This window comes from Plantibacter sp. H53 (assembly GCF_001650455.1).
GTDB classification, from domain to species: Bacteria; Actinomycetota; Actinomycetes; order Actinomycetales; family Microbacteriaceae; genus Plantibacter; species Plantibacter flavus_A.
The window spans coordinates 21,519-45,650 of record NZ_LWCT01000011.1 but is presented as its reverse complement, the minus strand read 5'-3'; the positions used below and the strand labels follow the sequence as shown (position 1 = coordinate 45,650).

At 68.6% G+C, this 24,132-nt stretch carries 28 protein-coding genes and 1 pseudogene; 19 read left to right on the top strand and 10 right to left on the bottom strand.

Annotated features, from left to right (window positions below):
* Positions 1-20: 20 nt before the first annotated feature.
* A complete protein-coding gene (gene ykgO, locus A4X17_RS07570; RefSeq protein WP_064295097.1) occupies positions 21-143 on the bottom strand; it encodes a type B 50S ribosomal protein L36 in 123 nt (40 codons plus the stop codon).
* 88 nt (positions 144-231) lie between these two features.
* Positions 232-1,473: a hypothetical protein gene (locus A4X17_RS07565; RefSeq protein WP_082916002.1), complete on the bottom strand. Its 1,242-nt coding sequence runs from the start codon at positions 1,471-1,473 to the stop codon at positions 232-234.
* A gap of 285 nt (positions 1,474-1,758) precedes the next feature.
* Here A4X17_RS07565 and A4X17_RS07560 point away from each other — a divergent pair, with 285 nt between their 5' ends.
* Positions 1,759-2,103 carry a hypothetical protein gene (locus A4X17_RS07560; RefSeq protein ID WP_064295059.1) on the top strand — a complete coding sequence of 115 codons (345 nt, stop codon included), beginning with the start codon at positions 1,759-1,761 and terminating at the stop codon, positions 2,101-2,103.
* Positions 2,104-2,122: 19 nt separating this feature from the next.
* Here the strand turns inward: A4X17_RS07560 and A4X17_RS07555 are convergent, their stop codons facing one another.
* Together A4X17_RS07555 and A4X17_RS07550 are read right to left on the bottom strand one after the other, a co-directional pair.
* A complete protein-coding gene (locus A4X17_RS07555; RefSeq protein WP_064295058.1) occupies positions 2,123-3,010 on the bottom strand; it encodes a serine hydrolase in 888 nt (295 codons plus the stop codon).
* 201 nt (positions 3,011-3,211) lie between these two features.
* Positions 3,212-3,763 carry an alpha/beta hydrolase gene (locus A4X17_RS07550; protein ID WP_079001029.1) on the bottom strand — a complete coding sequence of 184 codons (552 nt, stop codon included), beginning with the start codon at positions 3,761-3,763 and terminating at the stop codon, positions 3,212-3,214.
* A gap of 99 nt (positions 3,764-3,862) precedes the next feature.
* Between A4X17_RS07550 and A4X17_RS07545 the strand changes: the two genes are divergently transcribed.
* The 3 genes from A4X17_RS07545 (at position 3,863) to A4X17_RS07535 (ending at position 5,521) form a co-directional block, all read left to right on the top strand.
* On the top strand, positions 3,863-4,318 hold the full coding sequence (locus A4X17_RS07545; protein ID WP_064295057.1) for an Lrp/AsnC family transcriptional regulator: 456 nt from the start codon (positions 3,863-3,865) through the stop codon (positions 4,316-4,318).
* A 105-nt stretch (positions 4,319-4,423) separates the two neighbouring features.
* On the top strand, positions 4,424-4,930 hold the full coding sequence (locus A4X17_RS07540; RefSeq protein WP_064295094.1) for a GNAT family N-acetyltransferase: 507 nt from the start codon (positions 4,424-4,426) through the stop codon (positions 4,928-4,930).
* 54 nt (positions 4,931-4,984) lie between these two features.
* On the top strand, positions 4,985-5,521 hold the full coding sequence (locus A4X17_RS07535; RefSeq protein WP_064295093.1) for an MOSC domain-containing protein: 537 nt from the start codon (positions 4,985-4,987) through the stop codon (positions 5,519-5,521).
* A 56-nt stretch (positions 5,522-5,577) separates the two neighbouring features.
* Here A4X17_RS07535 and A4X17_RS07530 read toward each other — a convergent pair whose 3' ends face one another.
* Positions 5,578-5,997, bottom strand: a complete 420-nt coding sequence (locus tag A4X17_RS07530) for an Lrp/AsnC family transcriptional regulator (RefSeq protein WP_064295056.1) — start codon at positions 5,995-5,997, stop codon at positions 5,578-5,580.
* A 70-nt stretch (positions 5,998-6,067) separates the two neighbouring features.
* On the opposite strand from A4X17_RS07530, the gene A4X17_RS07525 reads away from it, so the two are divergent.
* From A4X17_RS07525 to A4X17_RS07520, 3 genes and pseudogenes are all read left to right on the top strand, one after another.
* On the top strand, positions 6,068-6,694 hold the full coding sequence (locus tag A4X17_RS07525; protein WP_064295055.1) for a LysE family transporter: 627 nt from the start codon (positions 6,068-6,070) through the stop codon (positions 6,692-6,694).
* Between the two features lie 217 nt (positions 6,695-6,911).
* Positions 6,912-7,025: pseudogene (locus tag A4X17_RS19650) on the top strand (DUF2510 domain-containing protein); the annotation flags it as partial.
* Between the two features lie 36 nt (positions 7,026-7,061).
* Positions 7,062-9,212, top strand: a complete 2,151-nt coding sequence (locus A4X17_RS07520; RefSeq protein ID WP_064295054.1) for a transglutaminase domain-containing protein — start codon at positions 7,062-7,064, stop codon at positions 9,210-9,212.
* Positions 9,213-9,296: 84 nt separating this feature from the next.
* On the opposite strand, the gene A4X17_RS07515 is transcribed toward A4X17_RS07520, so the two are convergent.
* Positions 9,297-9,593 (bottom strand): hypothetical protein, encoded by a 297-nt coding sequence (locus A4X17_RS07515; RefSeq protein WP_064295053.1) that lies wholly within the window; start codon positions 9,591-9,593, stop codon positions 9,297-9,299.
* A gap of 100 nt (positions 9,594-9,693) precedes the next feature.
* Between A4X17_RS07515 and A4X17_RS07510 the strand changes: the two genes are divergently transcribed.
* Positions 9,694-10,206, top strand: coding sequence for a hypothetical protein (locus A4X17_RS07510; protein WP_157583387.1), 513 nt, complete (start codon positions 9,694-9,696; stop codon positions 10,204-10,206).
* Between the two features lie 34 nt (positions 10,207-10,240).
* On the opposite strand, the gene A4X17_RS07505 is transcribed toward A4X17_RS07510, so the two are convergent.
* The 3 genes from A4X17_RS07505 to A4X17_RS07495 all read right to left on the bottom strand — a co-directional run bounded on the left by A4X17_RS07505 (position 10,241) and on the right by A4X17_RS07495 (position 13,600).
* Positions 10,241-10,756: a MarR family winged helix-turn-helix transcriptional regulator gene (locus A4X17_RS07505; RefSeq protein ID WP_064295051.1), complete on the bottom strand. Its 516-nt coding sequence runs from the start codon at positions 10,754-10,756 to the stop codon at positions 10,241-10,243.
* A gap of 63 nt (positions 10,757-10,819) precedes the next feature.
* A complete protein-coding gene (locus tag A4X17_RS07500) occupies positions 10,820-12,055 on the bottom strand; it encodes a DUF2254 domain-containing protein (protein WP_064295050.1) in 1,236 nt (411 codons plus the stop codon).
* Positions 12,056-12,196: 141 nt separating this feature from the next.
* Positions 12,197-13,600: a TrkH family potassium uptake protein gene (locus tag A4X17_RS07495; protein ID WP_082915999.1), complete on the bottom strand. Its 1,404-nt coding sequence runs from the start codon at positions 13,598-13,600 to the stop codon at positions 12,197-12,199.
* 169 nt (positions 13,601-13,769) lie between these two features.
* Between A4X17_RS07495 and A4X17_RS07490 the strand changes: the two genes are divergently transcribed.
* From A4X17_RS07490 to A4X17_RS07455, 8 genes are all read left to right on the top strand, one after another.
* Positions 13,770-15,236, top strand: coding sequence for a sodium:alanine symporter family protein (locus A4X17_RS07490; RefSeq protein ID WP_064295049.1), 1,467 nt, complete (start codon positions 13,770-13,772; stop codon positions 15,234-15,236).
* A 119-nt stretch (positions 15,237-15,355) separates the two neighbouring features.
* Positions 15,356-15,901: a hypothetical protein gene (locus A4X17_RS07485; RefSeq protein WP_064295048.1), complete on the top strand. Its 546-nt coding sequence runs from the start codon at positions 15,356-15,358 to the stop codon at positions 15,899-15,901.
* Positions 15,902-16,037: 136 nt separating this feature from the next.
* Positions 16,038-17,249 carry an inorganic phosphate transporter gene (locus tag A4X17_RS07480; protein WP_064295047.1) on the top strand — a complete coding sequence of 404 codons (1,212 nt, stop codon included), beginning with the start codon at positions 16,038-16,040 and terminating at the stop codon, positions 17,247-17,249.
* An 11-nt stretch (positions 17,250-17,260) separates the two neighbouring features.
* The gene (locus A4X17_RS07475; protein WP_064295046.1) at positions 17,261-17,569 is read left to right on the top strand and encodes a hypothetical protein; all 309 of its coding nucleotides are present in this window, start codon (positions 17,261-17,263) and stop codon (positions 17,567-17,569) included.
* A 2-nt stretch (positions 17,570-17,571) separates the two neighbouring features.
* Positions 17,572-18,273: a DUF3349 domain-containing protein gene (locus A4X17_RS18890; RefSeq protein ID WP_082915998.1), complete on the top strand. Its 702-nt coding sequence runs from the start codon at positions 17,572-17,574 to the stop codon at positions 18,271-18,273.
* An 89-nt stretch (positions 18,274-18,362) separates the two neighbouring features.
* Positions 18,363-19,229 (top strand): hypothetical protein, encoded by an 867-nt coding sequence (locus A4X17_RS07465; protein ID WP_064295045.1) that lies wholly within the window; start codon positions 18,363-18,365, stop codon positions 19,227-19,229.
* Between the two features lie 140 nt (positions 19,230-19,369).
* Positions 19,370-20,839, top strand: a complete 1,470-nt coding sequence (locus A4X17_RS07460) for an MFS transporter (protein ID WP_064295044.1) — start codon at positions 19,370-19,372, stop codon at positions 20,837-20,839.
* Positions 20,832-21,839, top strand: coding sequence for an alpha/beta hydrolase (locus A4X17_RS07455; protein WP_064295043.1), 1,008 nt, complete (start codon positions 20,832-20,834; stop codon positions 21,837-21,839). Before A4X17_RS07460 ends, A4X17_RS07455 begins: the two co-directional genes overlap by 8 nt.
* Here A4X17_RS07455 and A4X17_RS07450 read toward each other — a convergent pair.
* Positions 21,834-22,655, bottom strand: coding sequence for a TSUP family transporter (locus tag A4X17_RS07450; protein WP_064295042.1), 822 nt, complete (start codon positions 22,653-22,655; stop codon positions 21,834-21,836). The genes A4X17_RS07455 and A4X17_RS07450 overlap by 6 nt on opposite strands.
* Before the next feature lie 107 nt (positions 22,656-22,762).
* On the opposite strand from A4X17_RS07450, the gene A4X17_RS07445 reads away from it, so the two are divergent.
* The 3 genes from A4X17_RS07445 to A4X17_RS07435 all read left to right on the top strand — a co-directional run bounded on the left by A4X17_RS07445 (position 22,763) and on the right by A4X17_RS07435 (position 23,933).
* Positions 22,763-23,044, top strand: a complete 282-nt coding sequence (locus A4X17_RS07445) for a helix-turn-helix transcriptional regulator (protein WP_064295041.1) — start codon at positions 22,763-22,765, stop codon at positions 23,042-23,044.
* 112 nt (positions 23,045-23,156) lie between these two features.
* The gene (locus A4X17_RS19645) at positions 23,157-23,453 is read left to right on the top strand and encodes a hypothetical protein (protein WP_064295040.1); all 297 of its coding nucleotides are present in this window, start codon (positions 23,157-23,159) and stop codon (positions 23,451-23,453) included.
* A gap of 126 nt (positions 23,454-23,579) precedes the next feature.
* Entirely contained in the window at positions 23,580-23,933 is a 354-nt protein-coding gene (locus A4X17_RS07435) for a hypothetical protein (protein ID WP_064295039.1), read from the top strand.
* Positions 23,934-24,132 lie beyond the last annotated feature (199 nt).

Sequence of the window (24,132 nt, the reverse complement as noted above, 5' to 3'; positions counted from 1 at the left end):
CGACGCGACGACGACCTCGTTCAACCCTGACGCGCCTTGAAGCGCGGGTTGAGCTTGTTGATGACGAAGACGCGACCGCGTCGGCGGACCACTTGCGCTCCTGGCATCTTCTTCAGCGACTTCAACGAGTTCCTGACCTTCATGACCGCACCCTCCATATTGATAATGGTTATCAATACCATAGTGGGTGGATCTCGCCGATGTCACATCGACCGCCGCTCGGAGTGCCGTTCAGTCGACGGGCGTGCGTGTCCGGAACGCCGACGCTGCAGCCATGACCGCGATCAGCACGAGCATCATGAGCGGCGGCATCGCGGCCTCGGCGCCTCCCTGTGCGACGAGCCGACCGGTGAGCGCGGCGCTCGCCGCGATACCCGCGGCGGAAGCCGAGTTGATCCAGGTGAACCCCTGCGTCAGTTCCTGGGGGACGACCGTCGCCTGCACGATCTGTGAGGACGAGGCGAGGAGCGGTGCGATCGCGGTCCCGCCGACGAGGAGCATGATCGCCAGCCCAGGCAAGGCGGGCCAGACGGCACCGACGACGACGGCGAGCGTGAGGACGACGGACGCGATCAGCTGCACGGTCCGGGGCTGCGGAGTCGATCGCAGCGCACCGTACATCGCGCCGGCGACGATGCTCGCGGCACTGGAGAGCGCGAGGACGAGTCCGATGAACGGTTGTCGTCCCTCCGCCGTCGCCGCCGCCGTGACGAGGAGTGGTACCGCACCGAAGAAGCACCCCAGCCCGAGGTTCACCCCGAGCGCCGCGAGGAACGGTGGGGCGAGGAGGGTGGAGCGGTGGATGTCCGCCCCACGCTCCGGTCGACGTCGCGGTTTCGGGGCGGTGGAGCGTTGCAGTGAGAGTGCGACACAGCCGGTGGCCACGAGGATCCCCGCAGCCGCGGATCCCGCCCACGGCGCGAGCGAGGTACCTATGAGCGTCACGAGGATCGGTCCCGACAGGAACACCGCGTCGTTCACGTTCGCCTCGAGGGCGAAGGCGGTCCGCAGCGCATCGGGCTCCGGGAGGAGCCGCGACCAGCGCGCCGCCGACAGGGCACCGGGCTGCGGGATCGCGACACCCGCGACGACGACGATCGCCAGGGTGATGCCGAACGGCGCACGTCCTGCAGTGGCGATCGCGACGACGACTGCACTGACGTGCACGAGCACGGCCACCGGCACGGTCGCCGTCTGTCCCCACCGGTCGGTGAGTCGGGCGATCTGCGGGCCGATCACCGCCTCGGCGAGCGCGAACGCCCCCGTCGCCGCCCCTGCGGCCGCGAACGACCCCGTGGCGTGCTGGATCGAGAACAGCAGCCCGAGTCCGGTCATGGCGACGCCGAGCCGGGCGAGGGCTGCAGCGAGGAAGAACCGGGGCGCGCCGGGGTGGCCGAGGACGCCGCGATACCGGCGGGCGGCTGAGCGGAAGTGGCCGAGGATGGAGGGCGGGAATGAGCGAGCAGTCGTCATGGACGATGCCTCCGAGGCGGAGCGGGGGATCGATCGGCAGACAAGTCGGCCTGGGCTTCGACGATCACCACGACACCGCGGTACCCGTCCATCGTGCCCGCCAGGCCTGCGGGGTGCAAGCATCGCGAGTCGCCCGCGGTGGACGGTCCGCGTGAGATGTGGGTGGGTCGTGCGGTGGAGTTCGGGTTCCGTGCTCCGCGGGCGGTCCCAGCGCTGGTATCTTACGGATGACGCCGACACCATCGGGGTGTGAATCCGGATGCGGTGAGGAGTGACGAGGTATCGATGCGAACGGTCGGCGTACTGGACAGTGACGACCGCGCCCGTGCGTCTGCCGTGTCGTGGCTCGGCTCCCACGCACCTGATCTGCAGGTGACGATCGCGGCGTCGTCCTGGGGCGAGATGCTCACGGACGACCGGTTCCCTCCGAGTGCGGTCGTGTTGTGCCCGCGAGTCGGGGACCGGGTCGACATCGCGTACAAAGCGCGTGTCTGTCGCATCCTCGACATCGACGTGGTCGTGGTCTCCGATGCTCCTCAACAGGAGATCCGGTCCGGGCACCGGAGCGTCGGCGCCACGTTCGTCTCGACCGTCGAAGCGGCGGCGGGAGTGCTCCGCGCAGGAAGCTGACCCGCGCCCGCAGCCGGGCTCAGCCCGCGGTGTCGGTGAGGAGCGAGGACACGGAGGCCGCGATGTGGTCGGCCCCCTCGTGGTCCTCGGCCGTGATGGTGACCACGGCGTCGCCGGCGAAGATGACGAGCTGCCCGTAGGCCCCGTGGAGTCGCCAGGCCGCGCCAGGACCATCCCACCCGGCGAGCGCATACCGCTCGTAGCCATCGCCGGTGCCGGAGGGCACCCACTCGGTGTGCATGGCGTCGATCCACTCCGCCGACAGGAGTCGTTCGCCTCCCCACCGGCCGCGGTCGCGGATGAGGCGGCCGATGCGCGCGAGTTCCGTGGTGCGGAGGTGCAGCCCTCCGCCGGCCGCGATGAATCCGCGGGGACACCGCTCCCAGGGCGCGTCGTGGATGCCGAGCGGTGCGAGGAGTCGTTGCTCGATGTAGTCGCCGACGTCGCCGACCCGGGTCTCGAGCGCGCGCATCGCCGTGTAGGTGCTGGCGTTCGAGTATTGGAACACACGACCGCGGGACGGCCTGCTCAGGAACTCGAGGGCGAGGTCCGGCCAGTCGGACAGCAGGGTCGGTGACCAGGGGAGGTCGACGCCGCTCGTCATGTTCAGGAGGTGGCGGAGGGTGACGTCGGCAGTACCCTCGCCGAAGTTGACTTCCGGGAACACCGCGCCAAGCGTGGTGTCCATCGTGATGAGACCGTCGTCGATGGCGATGCCGACGGCGAGCACACAGACGCCCTTCGCTGCGGAGTGGATGTCCTCACGGACGTCCTCGGTCCAGCGGTGCCCGGCTTCGTCGTCACCGGCGAGCACGTGCAGGCCGTGCGCGTCGAAGCCCAGCTCGGCGACCTGCTGGACGATGCGGTCGCGGAGGAGGGTTGCTCGGGTCGTTTCGGCTCGGGTCACGGTTCCAGTCTGCCCGACGCCCGCACGGCGCGAACGCCGTCCATCGCAGGGTTCATCGGGTGCGACCGGACTTCCCGACGTCCAGGCGGCCGGCGAGTGACGCCCCGAGCAGCCCGAGCGCGGCGGTCCGGTCAAGAAGTCCGCGTGAGCGACAACGGTTAGCGGCACCGCGCAGCTCACTCCTGCCGCCGATCCCGGCGCTCAGCCCCCTCCAGGCGGGGAGGCGTTCGCAGTGCCCGCGCTGAACGCGGTCAGCAGTCGCCGGCCCTCCGGCCAGGCGCCGAGTCCACTGGCGGCGTTCACGTGGCCCTGCCGCCCGATGCTGATCCGAGGCACGCCCCACATTGCGGCGAACTCGGCTGCGCGTGCCTCTGAACAGTACGGGTCGTCGTCACTGGTCACGAGCACTGCGGGTGCGGATGGCCGGACATCGAGATCTTCGGCGAACGCGGCGGCGACCCTCGGGAATCGCGGCCCCTCGGGATCGGGTGCGGCGACGAGGAACAGCCCGGCGACTCGTGCAGGGTTCGCCGCCGCCCAGCGGACGGCCAGCAGGCACGAGAGGCTGTGAGTCACCAGGATCGCCGGCTCACCTGCCACCGCCCGGTCGAGCGCGGCGGACCAGTCGTCGAGATCCGGCTCGTCCCAGGAGGCCGGCGCGAACCGTCGGATCGCGGGTGTCTCGCGCTCCCAGAGGGACTGCCAGTGGGCGTCGTCGGATCCACCGATCCCGGGCATGGTGATGATCGACATGGGATTCCTTCGTCGTGGTCGGGCGATCTGCCCTCAGCGTGCCAGTCGAACCCTCCGTCTCAGCAGCTGGAGCGTCACCATCCGTTGTTTACTAAGCAGATGACGGACGATGCTTCGCTTTCCTTCGATCGAACGGATCAGACGATCCTCGACGTGCTCCAGGTTGACGGGCGAACCACGATGACCGACCTCGCCCGGCTCGTGCACCTGTCCCAGCCGGCGGTGTCGGCGCGGGTCCGCAAGCTCGAGCTCGCCGGGTACATCACCGGCTACGGGGCTCGGGTCTCGCCGCAGAAGCTCGGCCTCACGACGCACGCCGTCGTCCGACTCCGGACGACCCACGCACAGATCAAGGCGTCGCTGAGCCAGTTCGACGAGCTTCCGGAGATCCACCGGATCTACCGCGTGACCGGCGAGGACTGCTTCGTCCTCGACGTGCACGCCTCCTCGCCGGAACGCCTCGAGCAGATCATCGACGCCATCGGTCGGTTCGGTCCTGTGAGCACGGCCCTGGTGCTGCGCGAGTACCCGGCCCACCCCATCGCCAGTCGCTGAATCTCGCTCTGCGGTCCGCATGTCGCATCGGGCTGGTCGAGTGCACCCGGCGGCGACTACCGTTGACGGGTGTTCACCGTGACCAACCTCACCGACGGCATCGACATGCGGCCCTTGGAACTCGGCGACGCGCGGGAACTCGCCGCCGCATACGTGCGAAACCGCGACCATCTGGCCCCGTGGGAGCCGGCCCGATCCGACGAGTTCTTCACCGAGGCGGCGCAAGCGGCGGACCTCACCAGCAAGCTCGCGTCGAGCGCCGCCGGGAGCGCACACTCGCTCGGCCTGTTCGACGGCGCGGCCATCGTCGGCCGGTTCAATCTGTCGGGGATCGTCCGTGGCCCGTTCCAGAACGCCGGGTTGGGCTACTGGGTGGATGCGGAGTACGCGGGCAAGGGCCTCGCGACGGCCGCCGTCCGGGCGATCCTGCGGGTGGCACGCGACGACCTCCGCCTGCATCGGGTGGAGGCGAGCACCCTGCTGCACAACCGCGGTTCGCAACGGGTGCTCCGCAACGCCGGGTTCGAGCACATCGGTATGGCGCCGTCGTACCTGCGGATCGCCGGGACCTGGCAGGACCACAACCTGTACCAGGTGATCCTGCACGACTGACCGTGTCGTGTGGGTCGAGTGGTCATCCGCGCTGGCCCCGTGCACACTGGGGTGATGACAAACGCCCGTGTCGTCTCGGTCAGCAGCGACGATGAGCACCGCTTCTCCAAGCCGCGACGGGACGCGATCACGCTCATCGCTGGTCTCGGTGTCGAAGGCGACGCGCATTTCGGTGCGACGGTGCAGCATCGGTCCCGCGTGAGACGGGATCCGACGCAGCCCAACCTCCGACAGGTCCACCTCATCCACCGGGAGCTCTTCGCGGAGGTGGACGCCGATCTCGCCCCGGGTGAGCTGGGCGAGAACATCACCACCGAGGGGCTGGAGCTCCTCGACCTCCCCGCGGGTGCCGTGCTCCGACTCGGGACGGACGCCGTCGTCGAGGTGACAGGGCTTCGGAATCCTTGCGTCCAGATCGACCGCTTCGAACCAGGCCTGCTCAAGCAGGTCGTCGGTACGGACGCCGAGGGTCGCACCGTCCGCAAGGCGGGAGTCATGTGTGTCGTGCTCGCCGGCGGCGTCGTGCAGCCCGGTGACCCGATCACCGTGGAACTTCCGGACGGAGCCCGGGAACCCCTCGCGCCGGTGTAGTGGCAGCTCCGCAGTATCGCGGTGTAGCGCGGAGCGACGGTGCGTGTGATTCCCGCCTACCGGAGCGCCAATCGCGTCTGCGTGTGGGTCGCGCCGCCGTCGTTCTTCATGCTGCGGAGGAGGCGGTCGAGAGCCGCGGTGCCCGCGACGCGGATGTGGACGAGGTAGTCGTAAGCGCCGGTGACGTGCACCGCGTCTCTGATCGCGGGGATCCGACGGGTCCACTCCAGGAACTCCTCCGACTGACGCGCGGGGTCGAGTCGGACGTCGATGAACGCCTCCAGCCCGTCCTCGGCGACCGGGGCGTCGGAGCCGAGGATCGCGCGGTACCCGGTGATGACACCACTGCGCTCCAGGCGGTGGACACGAGCCGCAGTCGCATTCGTGCTCAACCCGATCTGACGACCGAGCTCACTGAACGAAATGCGCCCATTGGTCCGCAGAACATCGATGATTGCACTGTCGAGGTCGTCCATGCGACACAGTATGCCGTCTCACTGCCAGAACACACTGTCTCGACCGGTGTGCTGCACCAGAGTCGTCGGCATGGACCTTCTCGTCGCCCTCCTCGCCGGTTCCGTCGCCGGGCTCGCCCTGGCCGCACCGCTCGGGGCGATCGGGATGCTGCTCCTCCAGGAAGGCATCATGCGCGGGCTGCGCCGTGGACTGCCTGCGGCCGCCGCCGTTGCGACGGTGGACGTGGCATACTGCACGGTCGCCGTCGCTGCCGGTGCGCTCGCCGCGCCCATCGTGAACGGCTGGTCTCCCTGGCCGCAGCTCCTCGGTGGTGTCGCCGTCGTCGCACTCGGAGTGCACGGTCTCCTGCAGGGTCTCCGTGCGAAGCCGTCAGCCGGGGAACGGCCCGCAGGCCGCTCGGGCACCTCGCGTCAGCGCTACCTGCTCTTCCTCGGCCTGACGGCGATCAACCCGGCCACGCTGGTGTACTTCGCGGCGATCCTGACCGGGCTCGCCGAGTTCACGGCATCAGGGTCGACGGCGGCCGCCTTCATCGTGGGTGTCGGGCTCGCATCCTTCGGCTGGCAGACGCTGCTGGTCGCGCTCGGAGCCGGACTGCGGCGGAGGACGGGCGCGTCCTTTCGGAGGTGGACGGCCATCGTCGGCAACGGCCTGATCGTCGCATTCGGCGTCGCCCTCATCGTTCAGGCCCTGTGACCGTCTCCCGGTATGCGCCGGCTCGTCCGTCGATCAGCGCCTCACCGGCACGTCCCCGCAGGGGTTCCGGGACGTCGGCGCGACGATCTGACCGCTCGAGGTCGTGCGGTGACGGCGGGCCGATTCGCTTCCCGATTCCCGTGAATCGAATAACGTATGTTGCGTTGCTTTGATGGGGTCATCGCAGTGATGCGTTCGGATTGAAGGGGGATGTCGGGTGACGGATTCGCGTGGGGGTACGCCGGCCGGTTGGTATGCGGACCCGTGGAACCCGACCGGGCAGCGGTACTGGAACGGCTCGGAGTGGACCCCGCAGGTGCAAGGCGGAGTTCCGCAGCAGCCGCAGCCGTCATCGCAGCCACGACCCGTGCAGCAGCCACCAGCCCCACAGCAGGCACAGCCGCCACACCAGCCGAAGCGTCCTGGCAAACGGCGGGGCCGCACGATCGGCATCGTCACCGGGAGCGTCGCGATCGCGGCCGCGCTCGCCGTCGTGGCGGCGTTCGTCGTGGTCCCTGCCATCAACGGCGGCGATGAGGGCCGTATCACCACCGACCAGTCCGCACTCTACGACTTCACCGCCCCACAGGCGGGCCTCGAACGCGACCACGAGTTCGAGATCGACGTCGACTACGACGTCAAGGCCGAGAACAAGAAGCGGGCGGACGCCGACGACCTCGACCGCGGCGGCAACGCACCCCCGTGGGCGTTCCAGGTCTTCTACGACGCGGCTCTGACGAAGCAGGCCGAGTACTCGGTGTACCAGTCCGACTCCGGTGGCGGCGTCACAATCTCCGGAACCGAACTCGGGAAGACCTTCGGGAAGACCGAGGCGGACATCCTCGACGAAGCCGGAGCGTCCCGCGGCCGCTGGGGCCTGCACGACGAGTACTTCCTCGTGAGCCGGCTCGAGAAGGACGGCACCGAGCGGGACAAGCCGCTCGTGACGAAGTTCACGGTCGAGTCGGAGTACTCGGCACCCGAGGTGACCTTCGGGGCGGCCGACGACAGCGGCGGTGTCACGCTGTCCTGGGAGTCGGTGGAGGGCGCCGACACCTACCTGATCGTGCACCACGAGGTCACCAAGCGGGGTGACGGCGTCTTCAAACTGGTGGCCGAGGTCGACGGGACCGAGTGGTCCTCCGCTGGCGACACCGAGAACCTCGAGGTGAAGGAGGCCCCGTTCGTCAGTCGTCAGAACATCGGGCTGCAGGCCTACAACTACCGCTCGCAGACCGAGGACGACGTGGCCGGCGGTGAGGAGCAGGACGTCGGCGAGGAGGAGATCGCCGCCGAGACGATCGGGTTCGACCTCGGCGTGATCGCCACCGACGGAACCTCCTTCTCCCCGTACAAGCCGTACGACTTCACCCGCTCCGCCGGCTTCCTCCCGCTCGAGGTCGCGTCGAACTCCACGCGGGCGCTGAAGAACTGGGGTGCCAGCGGCTACATCGAGGGCATCGAGAACGTGCAGAAGGTGCTGCCGTTCGTCTCGGTCGACGGGCGCACCCGCTCGACCGTCGCGTACCTCGATGACAGCGCCGTGCTCGACTACGGCGATCGATGGGTCGTCCCGCTCCGTGGGCGCAACACGCAGCTGGGGGAGTGGATCCCGATCACGAAGCGGTCGACCCCCGACCCGGTCGCGGCCATCGCCCAGTTCAACGCCGCAGCGCAGGAGGCTGCCCCGCCGACCGGCATGCCGCGGTTCGACGCCTTCGTGGCACCCGAGAACACCGACGCCGAACCGGTGTCCGAGGTGCCACCCACCGACTACCCGGTCTACGGCAGCACCGAGTTCACCCGGTTCCTCGCCGGGCACCTGATCGCCCAGACGAAGTCGATCGACATCTCCGACTTCGTCGACACTCCGGGAGCGCCCGACCCGTACGATGCCGTGTACGAGGCGCGGGCCCAGAACCCCTACGTCTTCAACGTCAGCTACGTCGGACTCCGCGACGGGGGAGACACCCTGCTCGTGACGTATTCGCTGCCGAACGACGAGGTGGCGGCGCTGCAGGCGCAACTCAAGCAACGCGTCGACGAGGTCGTGGCGGCAGTGGCACCCGAGGGGCTGAGCGATCGGGAGAAGGTCACCGCGCTCAACGAGTGGCTCGTCTCGAACGCCGAGTACGACGACGCCGCCTTCGCGACCCTGCAGGGCGACGCGTTCGACGGGGTCCCGGCCGGCTATGAGTACGCCTGGAACGCCACCGGGACGCTGCTGCAGGGACTCGGCGTGTGCGCGAGCTACTCCTACGCCTTCAACGCGCTCGCGAACGCCGCGGGTGTGCAGACGGTCGTCGTGACCGGGGATGTCCTCTCCGGTGGGCCGCACGCGTGGAACAAGGTGTTCGTGGACGGGCAGTGGCTCGCCGTCGACACCACCTGGAACGATGGCGGCGACCCCTCGGCGTACCTCATGATCCCCGACTCGGGCTTCACCGACACCGCGCAGCGGGTGGAGGACACGTACTGGATGATCGACTCGTCGATCCCCGCGTACGCGACGCCCTGATCGGCGAGCATCCTCGTCGTCGAGGACGGGCTTCGATCGAGCACGCCCGCCGCTTCGACGCGGACGGCCTGCTCGGCCGGCGGTCTACAACAGCGCGGGCCGTTCCTGGTCGCGAACCTCGAATCGGACGCTGCCGCCGTCGATCAGGGCGTCGAGTTCCTTCTTGTCCATGCGGGGGCAGGCGACGGGGTCGAGGAAGACCCTGGCGCCGCGGTCCTCGACGACCTCGTCGCCGATCTCGGGCTCGGTGGCGAGGTCGACCGCGAAGTGCGACTCGCGCTCCGCTTCGGATCGGATGCGAAGACCGCCGGTGCGTGGGTCGTCGGTTCGGGTTGCGAGGGTCCGGATGACCGTGACGGCGTTCTGGGTCAACGTGAGCATGGTGTTCCTTCCGGTGATGAGTCGGCTTTCCCTTTCAGCTTGAGGTGATGTGTGCATGAGTGCAACAGTTGCCGTGTACCGATACCGAATGGAGATGTCCGTGGACGACCTGAATCTGCTGGAGGCCGCCCAGCGACCGCTCCAGAACGAGCTGCTCCAGACCGCTCGACGACTGCTCGACGCTGGGACGTCCGATGATGATCGTGCGGCCGCCATCAGTCACCTCCGCGACGAGTCCGAGGACGCGTGGGAGCGTTGCAACGCGTTCTTGCTGGCGTACGCAGTCAGTCGATGCTGCGAGCCTGCCGAAGCCGTCGATGACCGGGGCATCCGATCCGGCCTGCATGACCGGTTCGCAGACGAATTCATCGATGCGGTCGCTTCGGGACTGCCGGCGCTCGCCCTCGAGTGCTGGACCCACCCGCCGATGCTGATACCGCCGTTGCCGCCGATGGCGAAGCAGACCGCGATGCTCGTGGCGGTGCTGGATGAGGCGATTCGACGCCAGGCCGGCCAGGCGGATCCGCAGCCCCTCGTCGATGCGTTCCCCGACGGGGTCTGGATCGAACTCTCCGACGATCCCGCGCACGTGGGTGCCAACACGGAGCCGTAGGGGGCAGGAAGCGCCCTCGCAGCATCCCGATCGGTCAGAGGCCGATGTCGAGCAGTTCCGTCGCGGCGGGTTCGCCGGCGGCGAGCGAGAAACGGTTGAGCGCGTCCACGAGTGCGCGCTGGTCGGACATCGGCATCCGCTCGAGGATCCGTGCGATCTCCTGTCGTCGGCGTTCCGTCACCTCCGACACGATCGCCGCCCCGGAGTCGGTGATCTCCACGAGGACCTCCCGGCGGCTGTCGGAGCTCGGGACGCGACGAACCCAGTCCTTCGAGGTCATCCGGTCGATCACCCGGGAGAAGGTGGAGCGATTCATGTGGAGCTGCGCGGCGAGCAGCCCGATGCGCGATCGTTCCTGCGTCGAGAGGATCACGAGCACGCGGAACTGCGGCAGACTGATCTCCTGCAGGACCCCGGTCAGGGAGCGGGCCACGACGCCGAGGAGTGCTCGCGAGGCGATGAGCGTCGCTTCCACCGCGGCCGTGTCCTCGACCTCTGCCACCTGACCGACCTCCACCTGCGTCCGATACGCGACGTCCTCGTCCGTCATCGTACAAGTCGTCCACACCCGGCGGGCGCGGCGACATCGCCCGACGACGGGGTGGGTGCGTGCTCAGGCGTTCAGTCGCCGGTGCAGTGCGTCGAGCACGGCGAGATCGGCTTCGTCCAACTCGGTCGACGAGCGCTGCAGGGCGAGTGTCGCGGCGGAGCGGAACGTGTCCGCGTGGTCGGGTGCGGTCGCGGCCAGAGCCGCGAAGCACTTCTGCAGCCGCATCTGGACTTCGAGGATGCCGGCGCCATCGCGGGAGAGCGGACGGAACGCATCCATCACGAGGTCCTCGAGGGTGACGCCGCGGACCCAGACCTGCGGGTGGTCGACCTCGCCGTCGCGCGTCGTGGTGAGGGTCGCTGTGAAGACCCGTTGCAGGGCTCCGATGATCTCGATCGCCGTGCCCGGGTCGTTCGTCGCCGGTGAGAGGGCCCGGCTGCCGATCTCAGCCAAGGCGATCACGCCGAGACGCGGGTCCTGCTCGTAGGTGCGATGGGCCGCGATCCGGAAGGCCTGCCGGATCGACGCTTGCAGCGCCGTCTCCGCCTCGCCCACGACGATCGCGAGCGGTGTCGTCGCGTCGGCGACCCGGCCCGCCGTCGCGACCACCTGGACGGAGACGTCGGCGTTCGCCGCGGCTTGGTTCAGCGTCCGCAGGTCCACGAAGACGACGTACCCGGGCTTGTCGGCGAACACGGGTGTTCCCTGGCGGTCCGGCCCGGCGAGTGGGTTCGCGCCGAGTGAGGGCGACTCCGCATAGGCGCTGAGCGACGTCGTGGCAGCGGCCTCGACGCGGTCGATGATGTCGGACATGCGGCCGAAGGTGGAGAGATGGGCGATCCAGCGCAGGAGTGTCACGACGACGATCGTGATCATCACCAGCGTTCCGAAGAACAGGATTGTGCGTCCCTGGTCGCCGTAGTAGCCCGTCGACAACGCGATGATGCCGACGAGGGAGAAGGTGAAGCCGCCGACGAACGTCGACAGCGCGTTCTGCGAGGTGGTGTCCTCGACCATGAGCTGCGTCGCTCGCGGCGTCGCGATCGTGGTCGCCGACGAGTAGACGGTCACCATCGCGGTGATCGAGAACGTCGTGACGGCGAGCATCGAACTCGCGATGATCTGCAGGATCGATCCGACGGAGTCCTGACCGAGGTCGATCACCAGCCGGAACGGGAGCAGGCCCCCGATGAAACCGGCCGCGAGGGCGAAGGCGACAGCCATCACCGTGAACACGGCGGCCCTCGCCCACACCTTCTTGCCGAGCAGGAAGAGGAACCTCGAGAGACCTGTCTTCATGATGTCCTTGCGGTCGACGGCGGAACACCATCCTGCCGGAGAATGCAGTCGCACCGTCACCGCCGGATCGGCCGGCCCATCTGATCGGCGGAACGAGCGAAGACGCCAGCGGGCACCCTCGACCGAGCCCGGGCGCCGACGTCAGCCGACGATGGGGCGCTCCTCGGGAGCGGTGAACAGCAGGTTCCGTTGCCGGATCGCCAGTGCCGCAGCGAGCCCGATCGGACCGACACGTCCGGCGAGCATGAGCGCGGCGAGGACGTACTTGCCGAACGGTTCCAGTTCTTCGCTGAGCCCGACGGACAGGCCGCACGTCGCGAAGGCGGAGATGGCCTCGAACAGGATGCGGTCGAGCGGGGCGTCGCTGACGCTCATGAGCAGGGCGGTGGCCGTGAGGACGAGCGTCGCACCGAGGAACGTGACGCTGATGGCGACACGGAGGGTGTCGCTGGGGATCCGACGGGAGAACACCGTGACGTGCCGGTCGCCTCGGGCCTCAGCGACGATGGCGAGGAGGAGGACGGCGAGGGTGACGACCTTGATGCCTCCGGCGGTCGAGGCCGAGCCGCCTCCGACGAACATGAGCGCGTCGGTTGCGAGCAGGGTGACGGGGTGGGAGTCTCCGACATCGGTGAGGGAGAAACCGCCCGAGCGCATCATCGTCGAGGCGAAGAGCGCATGGAAGATCTTGTCGCCCACGGAGAGCTTGCCGATCGTCGCGTCGTTCGACCACTCGAGGGCACCCCAGAGCACCGCACCGATCACGAGCAGGATCGTGGTGACGGTCAGGGTCAGCTTGGTGTGCAGGGTCCAGCGCTTGTAGTCGAGTCGCCGATTGAGGAGGGTCAGGAACACTGGGAACCCGAAGCTGCCGACGAACACGCCGACCATGATGGGGACGAGGATGAACGGGTCGCCGTCGAAGCGGCCCAGTCCTCCCTCGTTGAGGACGAAGCCGGCGTTGTTGAACGAGGAGATGGCGTAGAAGAGTCCGTGCCAGAGGCCTTCGGACCAGGACTCCTCCACCATGATGAATCGGGGGATCAGGACCAGCGCGAGGACGAGCTCGATCGTCAGAGTGGTCAACACCACGATTCGCAGCAGCGTACCCACCTCGCCGAGCTTGGACGTGCCGATGCTCTGTTGTGCGAAGAGTTTGCTGCGCACCCCGAGCTGTCTCGTGACGACGCGGGCGAGGAGGAGCGCGATCGTCACGATGCCGAGCCCGCCGACCTGGATGCCGACGAGGATCACGAGCTGGCCGAAGAAGGACCAGTGTGTCGCGGTGTCGACGGTGACGAGCCCGGTCACCGTGATCGCGGAGACCGCCGTGAACAGCGAATCGTGAAGCGGCGTCGCACGGCCGTCGGCCGCCGCGATCGGCAGGCTCAGCAGTGCGGTGAAACCGGCGGCGGCCGCAAGGAAGATCAGCAGTGCGACCTGTGCGGGAGATCGTTTGGTCAGTTCGGGGAGCAGATGATGAGGCCGCGGCGACGGGGCGCGCCGCCACCAATCGGCCAGGGTGGCACCGACGGAACGAAGCATTCCGACCTGGTCGCGAGCCCCCGGGCCGTCAGGCCTGCGATCGGGACCTCCGTGGGTGTTCTTCGATCCGGCCACGCGTGAAGCGTAGCGTTCCCGGGCCCGCGCATCGAGTGGGCCTGGTCGCGGACGGGCCGTGCGCGACGGCCGCGGCCTGCGCCATACTCTCGGGATGGACATCCTGAACGAAGTGATCCTGGCCGGTGGCGATCTGTTGTGGACGTGGGCGGTGCTGCCCGTCCTCGGGCTCCTCGGTCTGTACTTCACCGTTCGTTCGGGCGTGGTGCAGTTCCGGCTCATCCCCGAGATGTTCCGCACCCTCACGAACAAGACGCCGCTCGGTGACGACGGCAAACCGCAGTCGGTCTCGGCATTCCAAGCGTTCACGATCTCGGCCGCGTCGCGGGTCGGCGTCGGCAACATCGCGGGTGTCGGGACGGCGATCGCGATCGGCGGCCCCGGGGCGGTGTTCTGGATGTGGACGATGGCGTTCATCGGAGGCGCGTCGAGCTTCGTCGAGTCGACCCTCGGCCAACTGTTCAAGGTGCGGGACAAGGACGGGTTCCGCGGCGGTCCTGCCTACTACATGCAGCACGGCCTGAAGGCGCGTTGGATGGGGATCGTCTTCGCCGTCATCCTCATCGTCTGCTTCCCCTTCGCGTTCAGCTCGCTGCAGGCCAACACGATCAGCGCGACCGTGTCCTCGAGCTTCGGCGGCGAGATCGCTTGGATCCCCTGGGTGATCGGTATCCTGCTCGCAGCATTGACCGCGCTCGTGGTGTTCGGTGGTATCCGCCGCATCGCGAGCGTGACCCAGGCGGTGGTGCCCGCCATGGCACTCGGCTACTTGCTGCTCGGCCTCGTCATCGTCGGGATGAACATCGACCAGCTGCCGGTCGTGTTCGCGTCCATCTACACGCAGGCGTTCGGGTTCAACGAAGTCGTCGGCGCAGCGCTGGGCACCATCATCATGACGGGCGTGAAGCGGGGCATGTTCTCGAACGAGGCCGGTCTCGGTTCAGCGCCCAACGCGGGTGCGAGCGCGGCGGTGACGCACCCGGTGAAGCAGGGCCTCGTCCAGACCCTCGGTGTCTACTTCGACACCTTCCTCGTGTGTTCGATCACGGCGTTCATCATCCTCGTGTCCTCGCCGGACCTCGCCGGGGCGACCCGCGGCATCGGACTCACCCAGAACGCCATCGTCGGCAACCTCGGCGAGTGGTCGAACGTCCTCCTGAGCATCATCATCTTCCTCCTGGCGTTCAGCTCCATCCTCGGGAACTACTACTACGGCGAGTCGAACATCGAATTCATCTCGTCGAGCCGCCGTGTGCTCACCGGGTACCGGGTGCTCGTCGTCGCCGTGATCTTCCTCGGTTCGATCGCCTCGGCCGACGTCATCTGGAACACCGCCGACGGCATCATGGGACTCATGGCTCTCGTGAACCTCGTGGCCATCGGATTGCTGTCGGGCATCGTGTTCAAGCTGTTGAAGGACTACTCCGCGCAGCGGCGCGCCGGCCTCGACCCGGTCTTCACCCGTGACCGGTTGCCCGAGGTCAGTGGGATCGAATGCTGGCAGGACGCGCTCAGTGTGACCGGCCCCCTGCCCGTGCAGGAGGCTCGCACCGTTCGCTGACGCGGGATCAGGCTCGAGCGTCTACACTCGACAGCGGTGCGCCGGGAAGTCTGGTCGGCGGGCGGTGAACACACCGCTCTCGTCTCCGACCGAACCCGGTCGGCCGTCCGAGGAGCACCATGCCAGCCGTCGACGCCCCGCCCGAGCCTGCCTCCCGTCCCGCCCTGAACGTGGTCGGAGGACCACACCCCGTCGTCGACGTCCTCGAGCGATGTCTCGGTGACGCGGACATCCCGGTCACCCACGCCATCGCGGACGGTACGTGGCACGTCGTGATCGTCGAGGTCCCGCCGGGAGCGCGACGTCACGGTGCCGAGCAGTGCTCCGAACTGGCGGGACTCCTGCGGGAACTCGTAGCCGTGCAGACGGGCGCGGTCGAGGTCGTGGTCCTGGTGGATGCGGGTGAGCATGCCGACGACCGCCGGTTGGCCGGGAGGTTCCAGACGGTGCTGACCAGGATGACCGCGGAGGCGCAGATCCTCTTCGGGGTCGCCAGCACGATCAACGGCATCGACGTGTCGGGTGAGGTCGATGTGCCGCTCTTGTGCCGCCGACTGATCGAGTACTTCGATCAGTCGGAGACCCTCGTCACCGGCGAGCTCCTCGTCGCTCAGGACCTCCGACAGCACTCGATCGGCACGTTGCTCTCCAACCGCTTCGCCTGACCCGGGCCGGACTGCACAGGCGGATCCGGCCGACGATTTCCGCGTCACCCTCTGAGTCGCCACGGAACGTGAACAACGGGTGAATCCGCCCGCTCACCCGTTGTCGATCCTGCGATCGAGGAGCAGGATCTTCGCCGTGGACCCCATCATCCTGCTCTCGCTCGTCGTGATCACGGCGCTCGCCTTCGACTTCACCAACGGATTCCACGACACGGCGAATGCGATGGCCACCTCGATCGCCACCGGTGCGCTGCCGCCGAAGGTCGCGGTCACGCTCTCGGCGGTGCTGAACCTCGTCGGCGCGTTCCTGAGCATCGAAGTCGCGCTCACCGTGACGAACGCGGTGGTGAAGATCCAGGACTCGTCGGGAGCTCCCGATCCGGCGCTCCTGGAGGGCGGCGGCTCGGCGCTCCTGCTCATCGTGCTCGCCGGGCTCATCGGTGGCATCATCTGGAACCTGCTCACCTGGCTGCTCGGTCTGCCGTCGAGCTCGTCGCACGCGCTCTTCGGCGGTCTCATCGGCTCGACGCTCGCGGGCCTCGGGTTGAACGGCGTGAACTGGGCCGGTGACGGCTCGAAGCTCGACGGCGTCGTCGGCAAGGTCATCCTCCCGGCCCTCATGTCGCCCGTGCTCGCCGGCGCGGTGGCAGCGATCGGCACCTGGCTCGTCTTCCGGGTCATCGGCAACCTCGCTCAGGGACGTCTCCACCGCGGCTTCCGGATCGGGCAGATCGGCAGCGCGTCGCTCGTCTCGCTCGCCCACGGCACGAACGACGCACAGAAGACGATGGGTGTCATCACCCTCGCGCTCATCGCGGCGGGCGGCTGGGACGACACCGAGTCGGTCCCACTCTGGGTGAAGCTCGCGTGCGCCCTCGCGATCTCGCTCGGCACGTACATCGGCGGGTGGCGGATCATCCGCACCGTCGGCAAAGGCATCGTGGAGTTGAACACGCCGCAGGGCATGGCCGCCGAGAGCTCCTCCGCTGCGGTCATCCTCGCCTCGAGTCACCTCGGCTTCGCACTCAGCACCACACACGTCGCGACCGGATCGATCCTCGGCTCCGGCGTCGGACGGCCGGGGGCGCAGGTGCGCTGGCGGGTGGCGCTCCGAATGGTCGTCGCCTGGGTCATCACCCTCCCGGCTGCCGCGCTCGTGGGCGCCGTGATGTGGTGGCTCGGTCACCTCGCGGGCGGGGCGATCGGCGGGATCCTCATGGTCGCGATCCTCGCGGGTGTCGCACTCACCATCTACCTCCGCTCGCGCCGCGACAGCATCGGATCCCACAACGTGAACGACGACTGGCAGGACGCCCCCGCCCGTTCGTCGCAGAAGACCACAGCGTAAGGACGTCGGACATGTTCATGCTCTTCCTCGAAGCCGCCGGCCAGGTGGCCGTCATCGCGCTCGTGCTCGGAGCGGGTCTTCCCACGCTCTTCGCGCTGGGTGTCCGCTCGTTCGCCGTCGCCGGAGGGGCCGGTTCCGACGACCGGAGCGGGTCGGCCACGCCGACAATCCCGTCGGCGCTCCTCCGAGCCTTCGGCGTGCTGTGCTTCGCCGTCGTCGTCGCTGCAGTGCTGGTCGGGCTCACGATCATCGTGGCGACCGGTCTGGGGCAGGAGGTCAGCTTCGACCACGTCTTCCCGACCTTCACCCCGAAGGGCTGAGGATGTCCTCCGAGAACGGGACGGACCTCACCGGCAGCGGGTCCGGCGTGGTGGCGCGCGTCGTCGGTTGGCTCCGCGCCGGATACCCGGCGGGCGTGCCCGAACACGACTACGTGCCGCTGCTCGGCATCCTCCGACGGAGCCTCACCCCCGAGGAGTTGGACCAGGTCGTCGGCAGACTACTCATCGATGCGGAGCAGGCGGAGACGTCCGGCGAGCCGATCGGTCAGGATCGCCTGCGGGCGCGCGTCGAGCAGCTCCTCCTCGGTCCGGCGCTCCCGGAGGACCTCGTCCGCGTCTCCGCCCGTCTCGCGAGCGCGGGGTGGCCGCTCGGCAGCCCGGACGACGTCCGTCACGTGGCGACTGACCATGACGCCTCCGGTCGGGCGGCACGCGCGACCCTCCTCGAGGAACGCGGAGGGCTGGTCGCCCGCATCGTGCGCTGGCTCCGAGCGGGGTACCCTGCAGGATTCCCCGACCAGGACTTCGTCCCGCTCGTGGCGCTCCTCCGCCGGCGGCTGAGCGACGCCGAGGTGGCCGAGGTGGGTGCGCGCCTCGCGGCCGAGGGCGACACGTCGCTCAGTCGGGTCGACGTCGCCACGGCGATCGCTCGGGTCACCGCGGAGCTGCCGAGTGACGAGGACGTGGAGCGGGTTCGTCGGTCGCTCGCCGAGCACGGGTGGCCGAGCGACTTCGCGGTCTGACGGTCGAGCCGGGGTGGCGGGGTGCGGGGTGGCGACCGCTGAGTCCTCACTCGCGGCCGGTGTCGGCGGCCCGTCGTAGGTTCGGGACCGTGCCGGAACGTGTGGAAGCGTGGTGGGCCCGCCGTCAATGGTCGAAGGGCCTCGACACGCCGTACCCGGTGGGCGCCTACCGGCAGGCCTGGGCGTCGTTCCCCGCGCTCTGGCGTCAGTACCACGCGGATCTCAACGCTGGCATCGTCCTCAGCCAGGTGCCGCCGGCCGCCGATGTCCTGCTGCAGTGGCAGTGCGACCGGGGACACCGCTTCGTCGCGACGCCGGCCGAACAGCGCTCGCGGCCCGGACGCGAGCGTCGCCGCAGCGCCTGGTGTCCCGAATGTTCCGATGCGGCCGATCCGTCGAGGGTCGTCGCGTTGCCGATGCGGGAGTCGGTGACCGATCCGGCGCCCGCGGTCGCCGGGATCATCCGGGAGCGTCGCGCGCGACCGAAACCCTCGCTGTGTGAGAAGACCCCTGACCTGCCGGTGGGGGAGGCCTTCACGTCCGTGTGCGCGCCGAAACCGGCGTCCGCCGTCGAGGCTCAGCTGCGCGCAGACGTCCACGAGCGACTCGCGCTGACCGAAGGACTGAACGCGGTGCGGGTGCAGCGTCCGTTCTTCCAACACCTGGAGGTGTGGCCCGACCTGGTCTACCCGGAACTGCGCATCGCCATCGAGTACGACAGCATCGGCCGGCACGGACTCGAGCACGTCGGGCGCCGCGAGGAGGTCGACCGACGGAAGGACCGCGCGCTGCGGTCCGCCGGATGGGAGGTCGTCCGGCTCCGGACCGGGAAGCTCGAACCGCTCGGTCCCCACGATCTCCAGCTCTCCTCCTGGAACCGCCGGGCACTCGACCGGCTGATCGACACCCTCAGGGCCGTCCGAGGCCCGTTCATGGTCGACGCGTATCTGCGGTGAACAGCGAATGCGCAGGTGCCACGACAGGGCGATGATGGGCTACCCTCGTCGCAGAGGGAAAAATCCCGTCGTGCTTCGGCCGGCGGAAACGCACAAGCGTCTCGTGGGAGTCGCCACTTCTTCATCGAAGGAGTGCGCCCATGCTCGAACCCTCAACCTCCACGGCTGTCGAAGACTCGCCGCCACGCCTCCGCGACGCCTGGGTCGCGCTGGCCGGCCTCTCGGCCGTGTTCCTGTTCGAGATGCTCGACAACTCCGTCCTGAACGTCGCGCTCCCGACCATCGGCCGTGACCTCACCGCTTCCACCGCGTCACTGCAGTGGGTGTCGGGGGCGTACTCGGTCGCCTTCGGTGGCCTGATGCTGCTGTTCGGCGCGGTCGCCGACCGGTTCGGCCGGCGCCGGGTCATGCTCGTCGGATTGATGCTGCTCGCGGTCGTCAGCGTCCTGACCGTGTTCGTGGCCTCGGTGGAGCAGCTGATCGCCGTGCGCGCGCTCATGGGTGTCGCTGCGGCGATGACGACCCCGGGATCCATGGCGCTGGCGTTCCGTCTGTTCGACCGGGACGACCTGCGTGTGCGTGCGCTGACCGTCATCTCGACCGCCGGACTGGTGGGCCTGGCCGCCGGCCCCACGATCGGTGGACTCGTGCTCGCCGTGGCGCCGTGGCAGGTGCTCATCGTCGCCAACGCCCCGATCGCAGTGATCGCCTGGATCGGGATCCGCGCCGGGATCGGTGCCGACGAGCGGTCGCACCTGCACCGTGACCGGATCGACGTGCTCGGCGCTGTGCTCGGGACTGCGACCGTCGTCGGTGTGCTCCTCACGCCGACCCTGTTCGTCGCCGGCACCGACGTCGCTGCGGGCTGGGGAACGGCAGCGGCAACGGTGACCGCCGCGATCGGCTTCGTGGTCAGGGAGCGCACCGCCCGCCAGCCGTTGCTGGATCTTCGTCTCGTGGCTCAGCCGCTCGTGGCCTCCGGCTTGGCGTACAAGGCCGCCGCCGGGCTGGCGATGGCCGGCTTGTCGTACCTGGCGACCCTGCAACTGCAGTTCGCCTGGGGGTGGCCGCCGGCCTTGGCCGCTGTCGCGATGCTCCCGCAGGTCGTGGTGCTCTTGGCGAGCGGTCGCTTCGTCGGTCCGTTCGTGCACCGCGTCGGTCTCGAGCGGGCGGCCTGGATGAGCGCCGCCGCGGTCGTCTCCGGGCTCGCCGTGTTCGCGCTGCTGAGCCGGTTCGGCTACCCGTGGGTGCTCGTCGCACTCGTCCTCGTCGCCGCCGGGATGCGGGTGGTCGGAGTCGTCGCCGGCAACAACGTCCTCCGCGGGCTCCCGGCTGACCGCACGTCCATCGGTGCGGCCCTGGTCGACACCGCGAGCGAGATCGCCACCGCGGTCGGGATCGCCGCGACCGGGACGATCCTCGCCGCGCTCGTCGGCGGCGGCATCGCGACCGAGCACTTCACCCCGGCCCTCGTCGCGTCGTTCCAGCAAGCGGTCCTCATTGCGGGATCGACCACCACCGCCCTCGCTGCAGCCCTCGTGGCTGTCGGTGTCCTCCGTTCACATCACTCCCCATCTCAGCCCGCAACCCAGGAGCCTTCCCATGTCTGACCGCATGCCCCGTCCCCCGTTCGACCCCGAACTCGCCCCCTTCCTCGCCGCGCTCGAGGCGCGCGGGCCGTTCACCCTGACGACCGAGATGCTGCCGAGGATGCGCAGCCTCGACACGACCGAGGATGCCCTCGACGAACGGCTGCGCTCGCGGGGGTTCGAGCGGCGCTCCCTCACGGTGCCCGGCCATCTCGGGGATCCGATCACGCTCGCTGTCATCCAGCGGATCGGGCGCTCGGGCGCGACGACGGCGGTCTACACGATCCACGGCGGCGGGATGATGTTCGGGCATCACCTCGGCAACCTCGAGTCCTACGACGACTGGCTCCTGGACGACCATGACGTCGTGCTCGTCAGCGTCGACTACCGCCTCGCCCCCGAGTACCCCGACCCGTACCCGGTGGAGGACTGCTATGCCGGTCTCGTCTGGGTCGCGGAGCACGCGGATGAACTCGGTATCGACCCGGACCGCATCGTGATCGCGGGCCAGAGCGCGGGTGCCGGGCTCGCCGCGGGCACCGCCCTGCTCGCCCGGGACCGCCGTGGGCCGGCCCTGTTCGGGCAGATCCTCGTCTCGCCGATGCTCGACGACCGCGATGCCACCGTGTCGACGATGCAGATCGACGGGGTCGGGGTCGCGGATCGGCAGATGACGCGGTTCGGCTGGGAGGCCTATCTCGGACACCGTCGCGCCGGTGAGGACGTGTCGATCTACGCCGCCCCCGCGCGGGCGACCGACCTCGCCGGTCTTCCGCGCACCTACATCGACTGTGGCAGCGCCGAGGTGTTCCGTGACGAGACGGTCGCCTACGCCAGTGCGATGTGGGCTGCGGGTGGCGATGCCGAATTGCACGTGTGGCCGGGGGCATTCCACGGCTTCACGAGCATGATGCCGGCCGCCGGCATCTCGCGGACCGCCACCGCAGCCCTGGCCGACTGGACCCGGCGGCTGCTCGGAACACCTACCCCAGGGCGTTCGGCTCTGCCGGGTGCGTCATGAACCCGTGAACTGCGCCACGGTGTCCCAGGCGAGCTTCACGATGAGGATGGAGAGGGTCACCAGGAACACGATGCGCACGAAGCCGCTTCCGCGCTTCGTCGCCATGCGGGCGCCGATGAACCCGCCGGTGATGTTCATGACGGCCATGGCGAGACCGAGCGCGAGCAGGACCTCGCCGTGCACCCCGTACACGACGAGGGCGGCGAGGTTCGTGGTGAGGTTGGCGATCTTCGCGTTCACGCTGGCCTGCAGGAAGCCGTAGCCGAGCACGCCGACGATGAGGATGACGAAGAATGAACCCGTTCCCGGTCCGAGGATGCCGTCGTAGAAGCCCACCAGCAGGCCGATCATCGCCGCCCGCCAGGCGACCGCGCTGGCACGGTCATGGCGGGGTTCGTGGTGCAGGCCCATGGTGGGCTTGAAGAGGGTGTACAGCGCCACGGCGATCACGGCGACGAGCACGACGGGCGTCAAGACGTCGCGAGGGACGTACCGCGACAACGCGGCACCGGCGGTCGATCCGGCGTAGGCCCCGGCGACGAGAGGCACCAGCAGCACGAGCTGCACCCTGATCTTGCGCAGGTACACCCAGCTCGCCGACAGGGTGCCGAAGAAGGACGACAGCTTGTTCGTGCCCAGGATGAACGGGGTCGCGACGTCGCTCGGAACGGCGATGACGAGCGCGGGCAGCTGGATCAGTCCACCGCCGCCGACGACCGCGTCGACCCAGCCGGCAACGCCCGCCGCGACGAGGAGGAGGACGAGCGCGGCCACCGAGACGGGGAGCCATTCGGCGATCAGCGGTCCATCGAGCACAGTCGCCCAGCCTAATCGTCAGGGTGACGATCCAGAGCGCTGACATCGAACGGGGTCTTCGAGGGTTCATATGATCCCGATGCATTCACATCTGCTTATATGTACAGATGAACGAGGATCTCGAACCTGCTGCCGAGTTGTTCAAGGCGCTGTCCTCCTCCTCGCGGTTGCGGTTGCTGCGCATCCTGGCCGGCGGCACATCCACGGTTGGTCAACTCGCCGAACAGAGCCAGTTGTCGCAGCCGTTGGTCTCGCAGCACCTGCGGACGCTGCGCTCAGCCGGCCTCGTCTCGGTGCAGCGGATCGGTCGAGAGGCGCACTACGACGTCGCTGACGTGCACGTCTCGCACATCGTCGACGATGCCGTGCAGCACGCGCTCGAGGGATAGCGAGAACCACTATCGATTAGCTGCATGTATTGCAATTCGCTTATGAGTGAGATGTACTGGTCAAGCGTCGCCGTCCATCGCGACACCCGATCTCCTCCTTCGAAAGGCAACCATGAGCACGACTGACATCCACGCCGAGCACTCCGTCACCGAGCACGAGCACGGAACGGATTGCGGCCACGAGGCCGTCCAGCACGACGACCACACCGACTACGTGCACGGCACGCACCACCACGCTCTGCACGACGGTCACTACGACGAGCACGAGAGTGTCGCCGAGCACACCGTCGCCGACCACGAGCACGGTGCGGCGTGCGGTCACGACGCCGTCGACCACGACGGTCACGTCGACTACCTCCACGACGGCCACCAGCACGCCGCGCACGGCGAACACTACGACGAGCACTGAGCACTCGTCGTCACACGACGCACGAGGGGGTCGGCTTTCGAGTCGGCTCCCTCGTGCTGTTGACGGGCTGGCGTTCGGTCGGTCACCCATCAGGCGTTGTTCTTCGGTGGCCGTTACGCTCGCTGCATGGAACCGGACTGGATCGAACATCGGCGCTCGGAGGACCGAGAGCGGCTGGGGTGGATGAAGCCTGTCGGTGAGGGGTTCGTCGTCATCGATCTCCTGGGGCGTCAGCGAACCGAGGCGCTGGATTGGTTCCATGCCGAGGAGGCGCTCGACGAGATCGGCATGAGCTATCTCGCCGACCCGCACGAGCTTCGTCTGGAGGACGGCTCCTGGTTGCGGGTTCGGATCGCAGAGGTCTCGACCGCCGGGGTCCGCGTGAAGAAGGACGATTGGGGCGACATGACCGCCACGCAGCTGTACTACGAGGTGTCCTTCCCCGTGACCGAGGACCAGCTGCGACCGGTGCCTCGCTGAGCGGCGCGGTGGCCCGCCCGCTCCGGGCCACCACGGCCGGATGTCGGGATCGCCGTCAGCGGGGCGTGGAGCAGTGTTGTCAGTCGGACACGCGTCGGCGGGAGCAGAGGTGCCGTTGGCCGAACTGTCGACACTCCCGCCGGTGATCGGATTCAGCTCGATGCGACCGGGTCATCATCCCGGGAACGACCGTCGGCCG

Coding starts and splice junctions, on each gene's coding strand:
- A4X17_RS07475 (WP_064295046.1), top strand. CDS start 17,261: ATGTTCATGCTCTTCCTCGAAGCCGCCGGCCAGGTGGCCGTCATCGCG.
- A4X17_RS07560 (WP_064295059.1), top strand. CDS start 1,759: ATGCGAACGGTCGGCGTACTGGACAGTGACGACCGCGCCCGTGCGTCT.
- A4X17_RS07525 (WP_064295055.1), top strand. CDS start 6,068: ATGGACCTTCTCGTCGCCCTCCTCGCCGGTTCCGTCGCCGGGCTCGCC.
- A4X17_RS07500 (WP_064295050.1), bottom strand. CDS start 12,055: ATGAAGACAGGTCTCTCGAGGTTCCTCTTCCTGCTCGGCAAGAAGGTG.
- A4X17_RS07515 (WP_064295053.1), bottom strand. CDS start 9,593: ATGCTCACGTTGACCCAGAACGCCGTCACGGTCATCCGGACCCTCGCA.
- A4X17_RS07540 (WP_064295094.1), top strand. CDS start 4,424: ATGCGGCCCTTGGAACTCGGCGACGCGCGGGAACTCGCCGCCGCATAC.
- A4X17_RS07535 (WP_064295093.1), top strand. CDS start 4,985: ATGACAAACGCCCGTGTCGTCTCGGTCAGCAGCGACGATGAGCACCGC.
- A4X17_RS19645 (WP_064295040.1), top strand. CDS start 23,157: ATGAGCACGACTGACATCCACGCCGAGCACTCCGTCACCGAGCACGAG.
- A4X17_RS07495 (WP_082915999.1), bottom strand. CDS start 13,600: ATGCTTCGTTCCGTCGGTGCCACCCTGGCCGATTGGTGGCGGCGCGCC.
- A4X17_RS07505 (WP_064295051.1), bottom strand. CDS start 10,756: ATGACGGACGAGGACGTCGCGTATCGGACGCAGGTGGAGGTCGGTCAG.
- ykgO (WP_064295097.1), bottom strand. CDS start 143: ATGAAGGTCAGGAACTCGTTGAAGTCGCTGAAGAAGATGCCAGGAGCG.
- A4X17_RS07455 (WP_064295043.1), top strand. CDS start 20,832: ATGTCTGACCGCATGCCCCGTCCCCCGTTCGACCCCGAACTCGCCCCC.
- A4X17_RS07550 (WP_079001029.1), bottom strand. CDS start 3,763: ATGTCGATCATCACCATGCCCGGGATCGGTGGATCCGACGACGCCCAC.
- A4X17_RS07485 (WP_064295048.1), top strand. CDS start 15,356: ATGCCAGCCGTCGACGCCCCGCCCGAGCCTGCCTCCCGTCCCGCCCTG.
- A4X17_RS18890 (WP_082915998.1), top strand. CDS start 17,572: ATGTCCTCCGAGAACGGGACGGACCTCACCGGCAGCGGGTCCGGCGTG.
- A4X17_RS07530 (WP_064295056.1), bottom strand. CDS start 5,997: ATGGACGACCTCGACAGTGCAATCATCGATGTTCTGCGGACCAATGGG.
- A4X17_RS07490 (WP_064295049.1), top strand. CDS start 13,770: ATGGACATCCTGAACGAAGTGATCCTGGCCGGTGGCGATCTGTTGTGG.
- A4X17_RS07460 (WP_064295044.1), top strand. CDS start 19,370: ATGCTCGAACCCTCAACCTCCACGGCTGTCGAAGACTCGCCGCCACGC.
- A4X17_RS07545 (WP_064295057.1), top strand. CDS start 3,863: ATGACGGACGATGCTTCGCTTTCCTTCGATCGAACGGATCAGACGATC.
- A4X17_RS07565 (WP_082916002.1), bottom strand. CDS start 1,473: ATGACGACTGCTCGCTCATTCCCGCCCTCCATCCTCGGCCACTTCCGC.
- A4X17_RS07435 (WP_064295039.1), top strand. CDS start 23,580: ATGGAACCGGACTGGATCGAACATCGGCGCTCGGAGGACCGAGAGCGG.
- A4X17_RS07445 (WP_064295041.1), top strand. CDS start 22,763: ATGAACGAGGATCTCGAACCTGCTGCCGAGTTGTTCAAGGCGCTGTCC.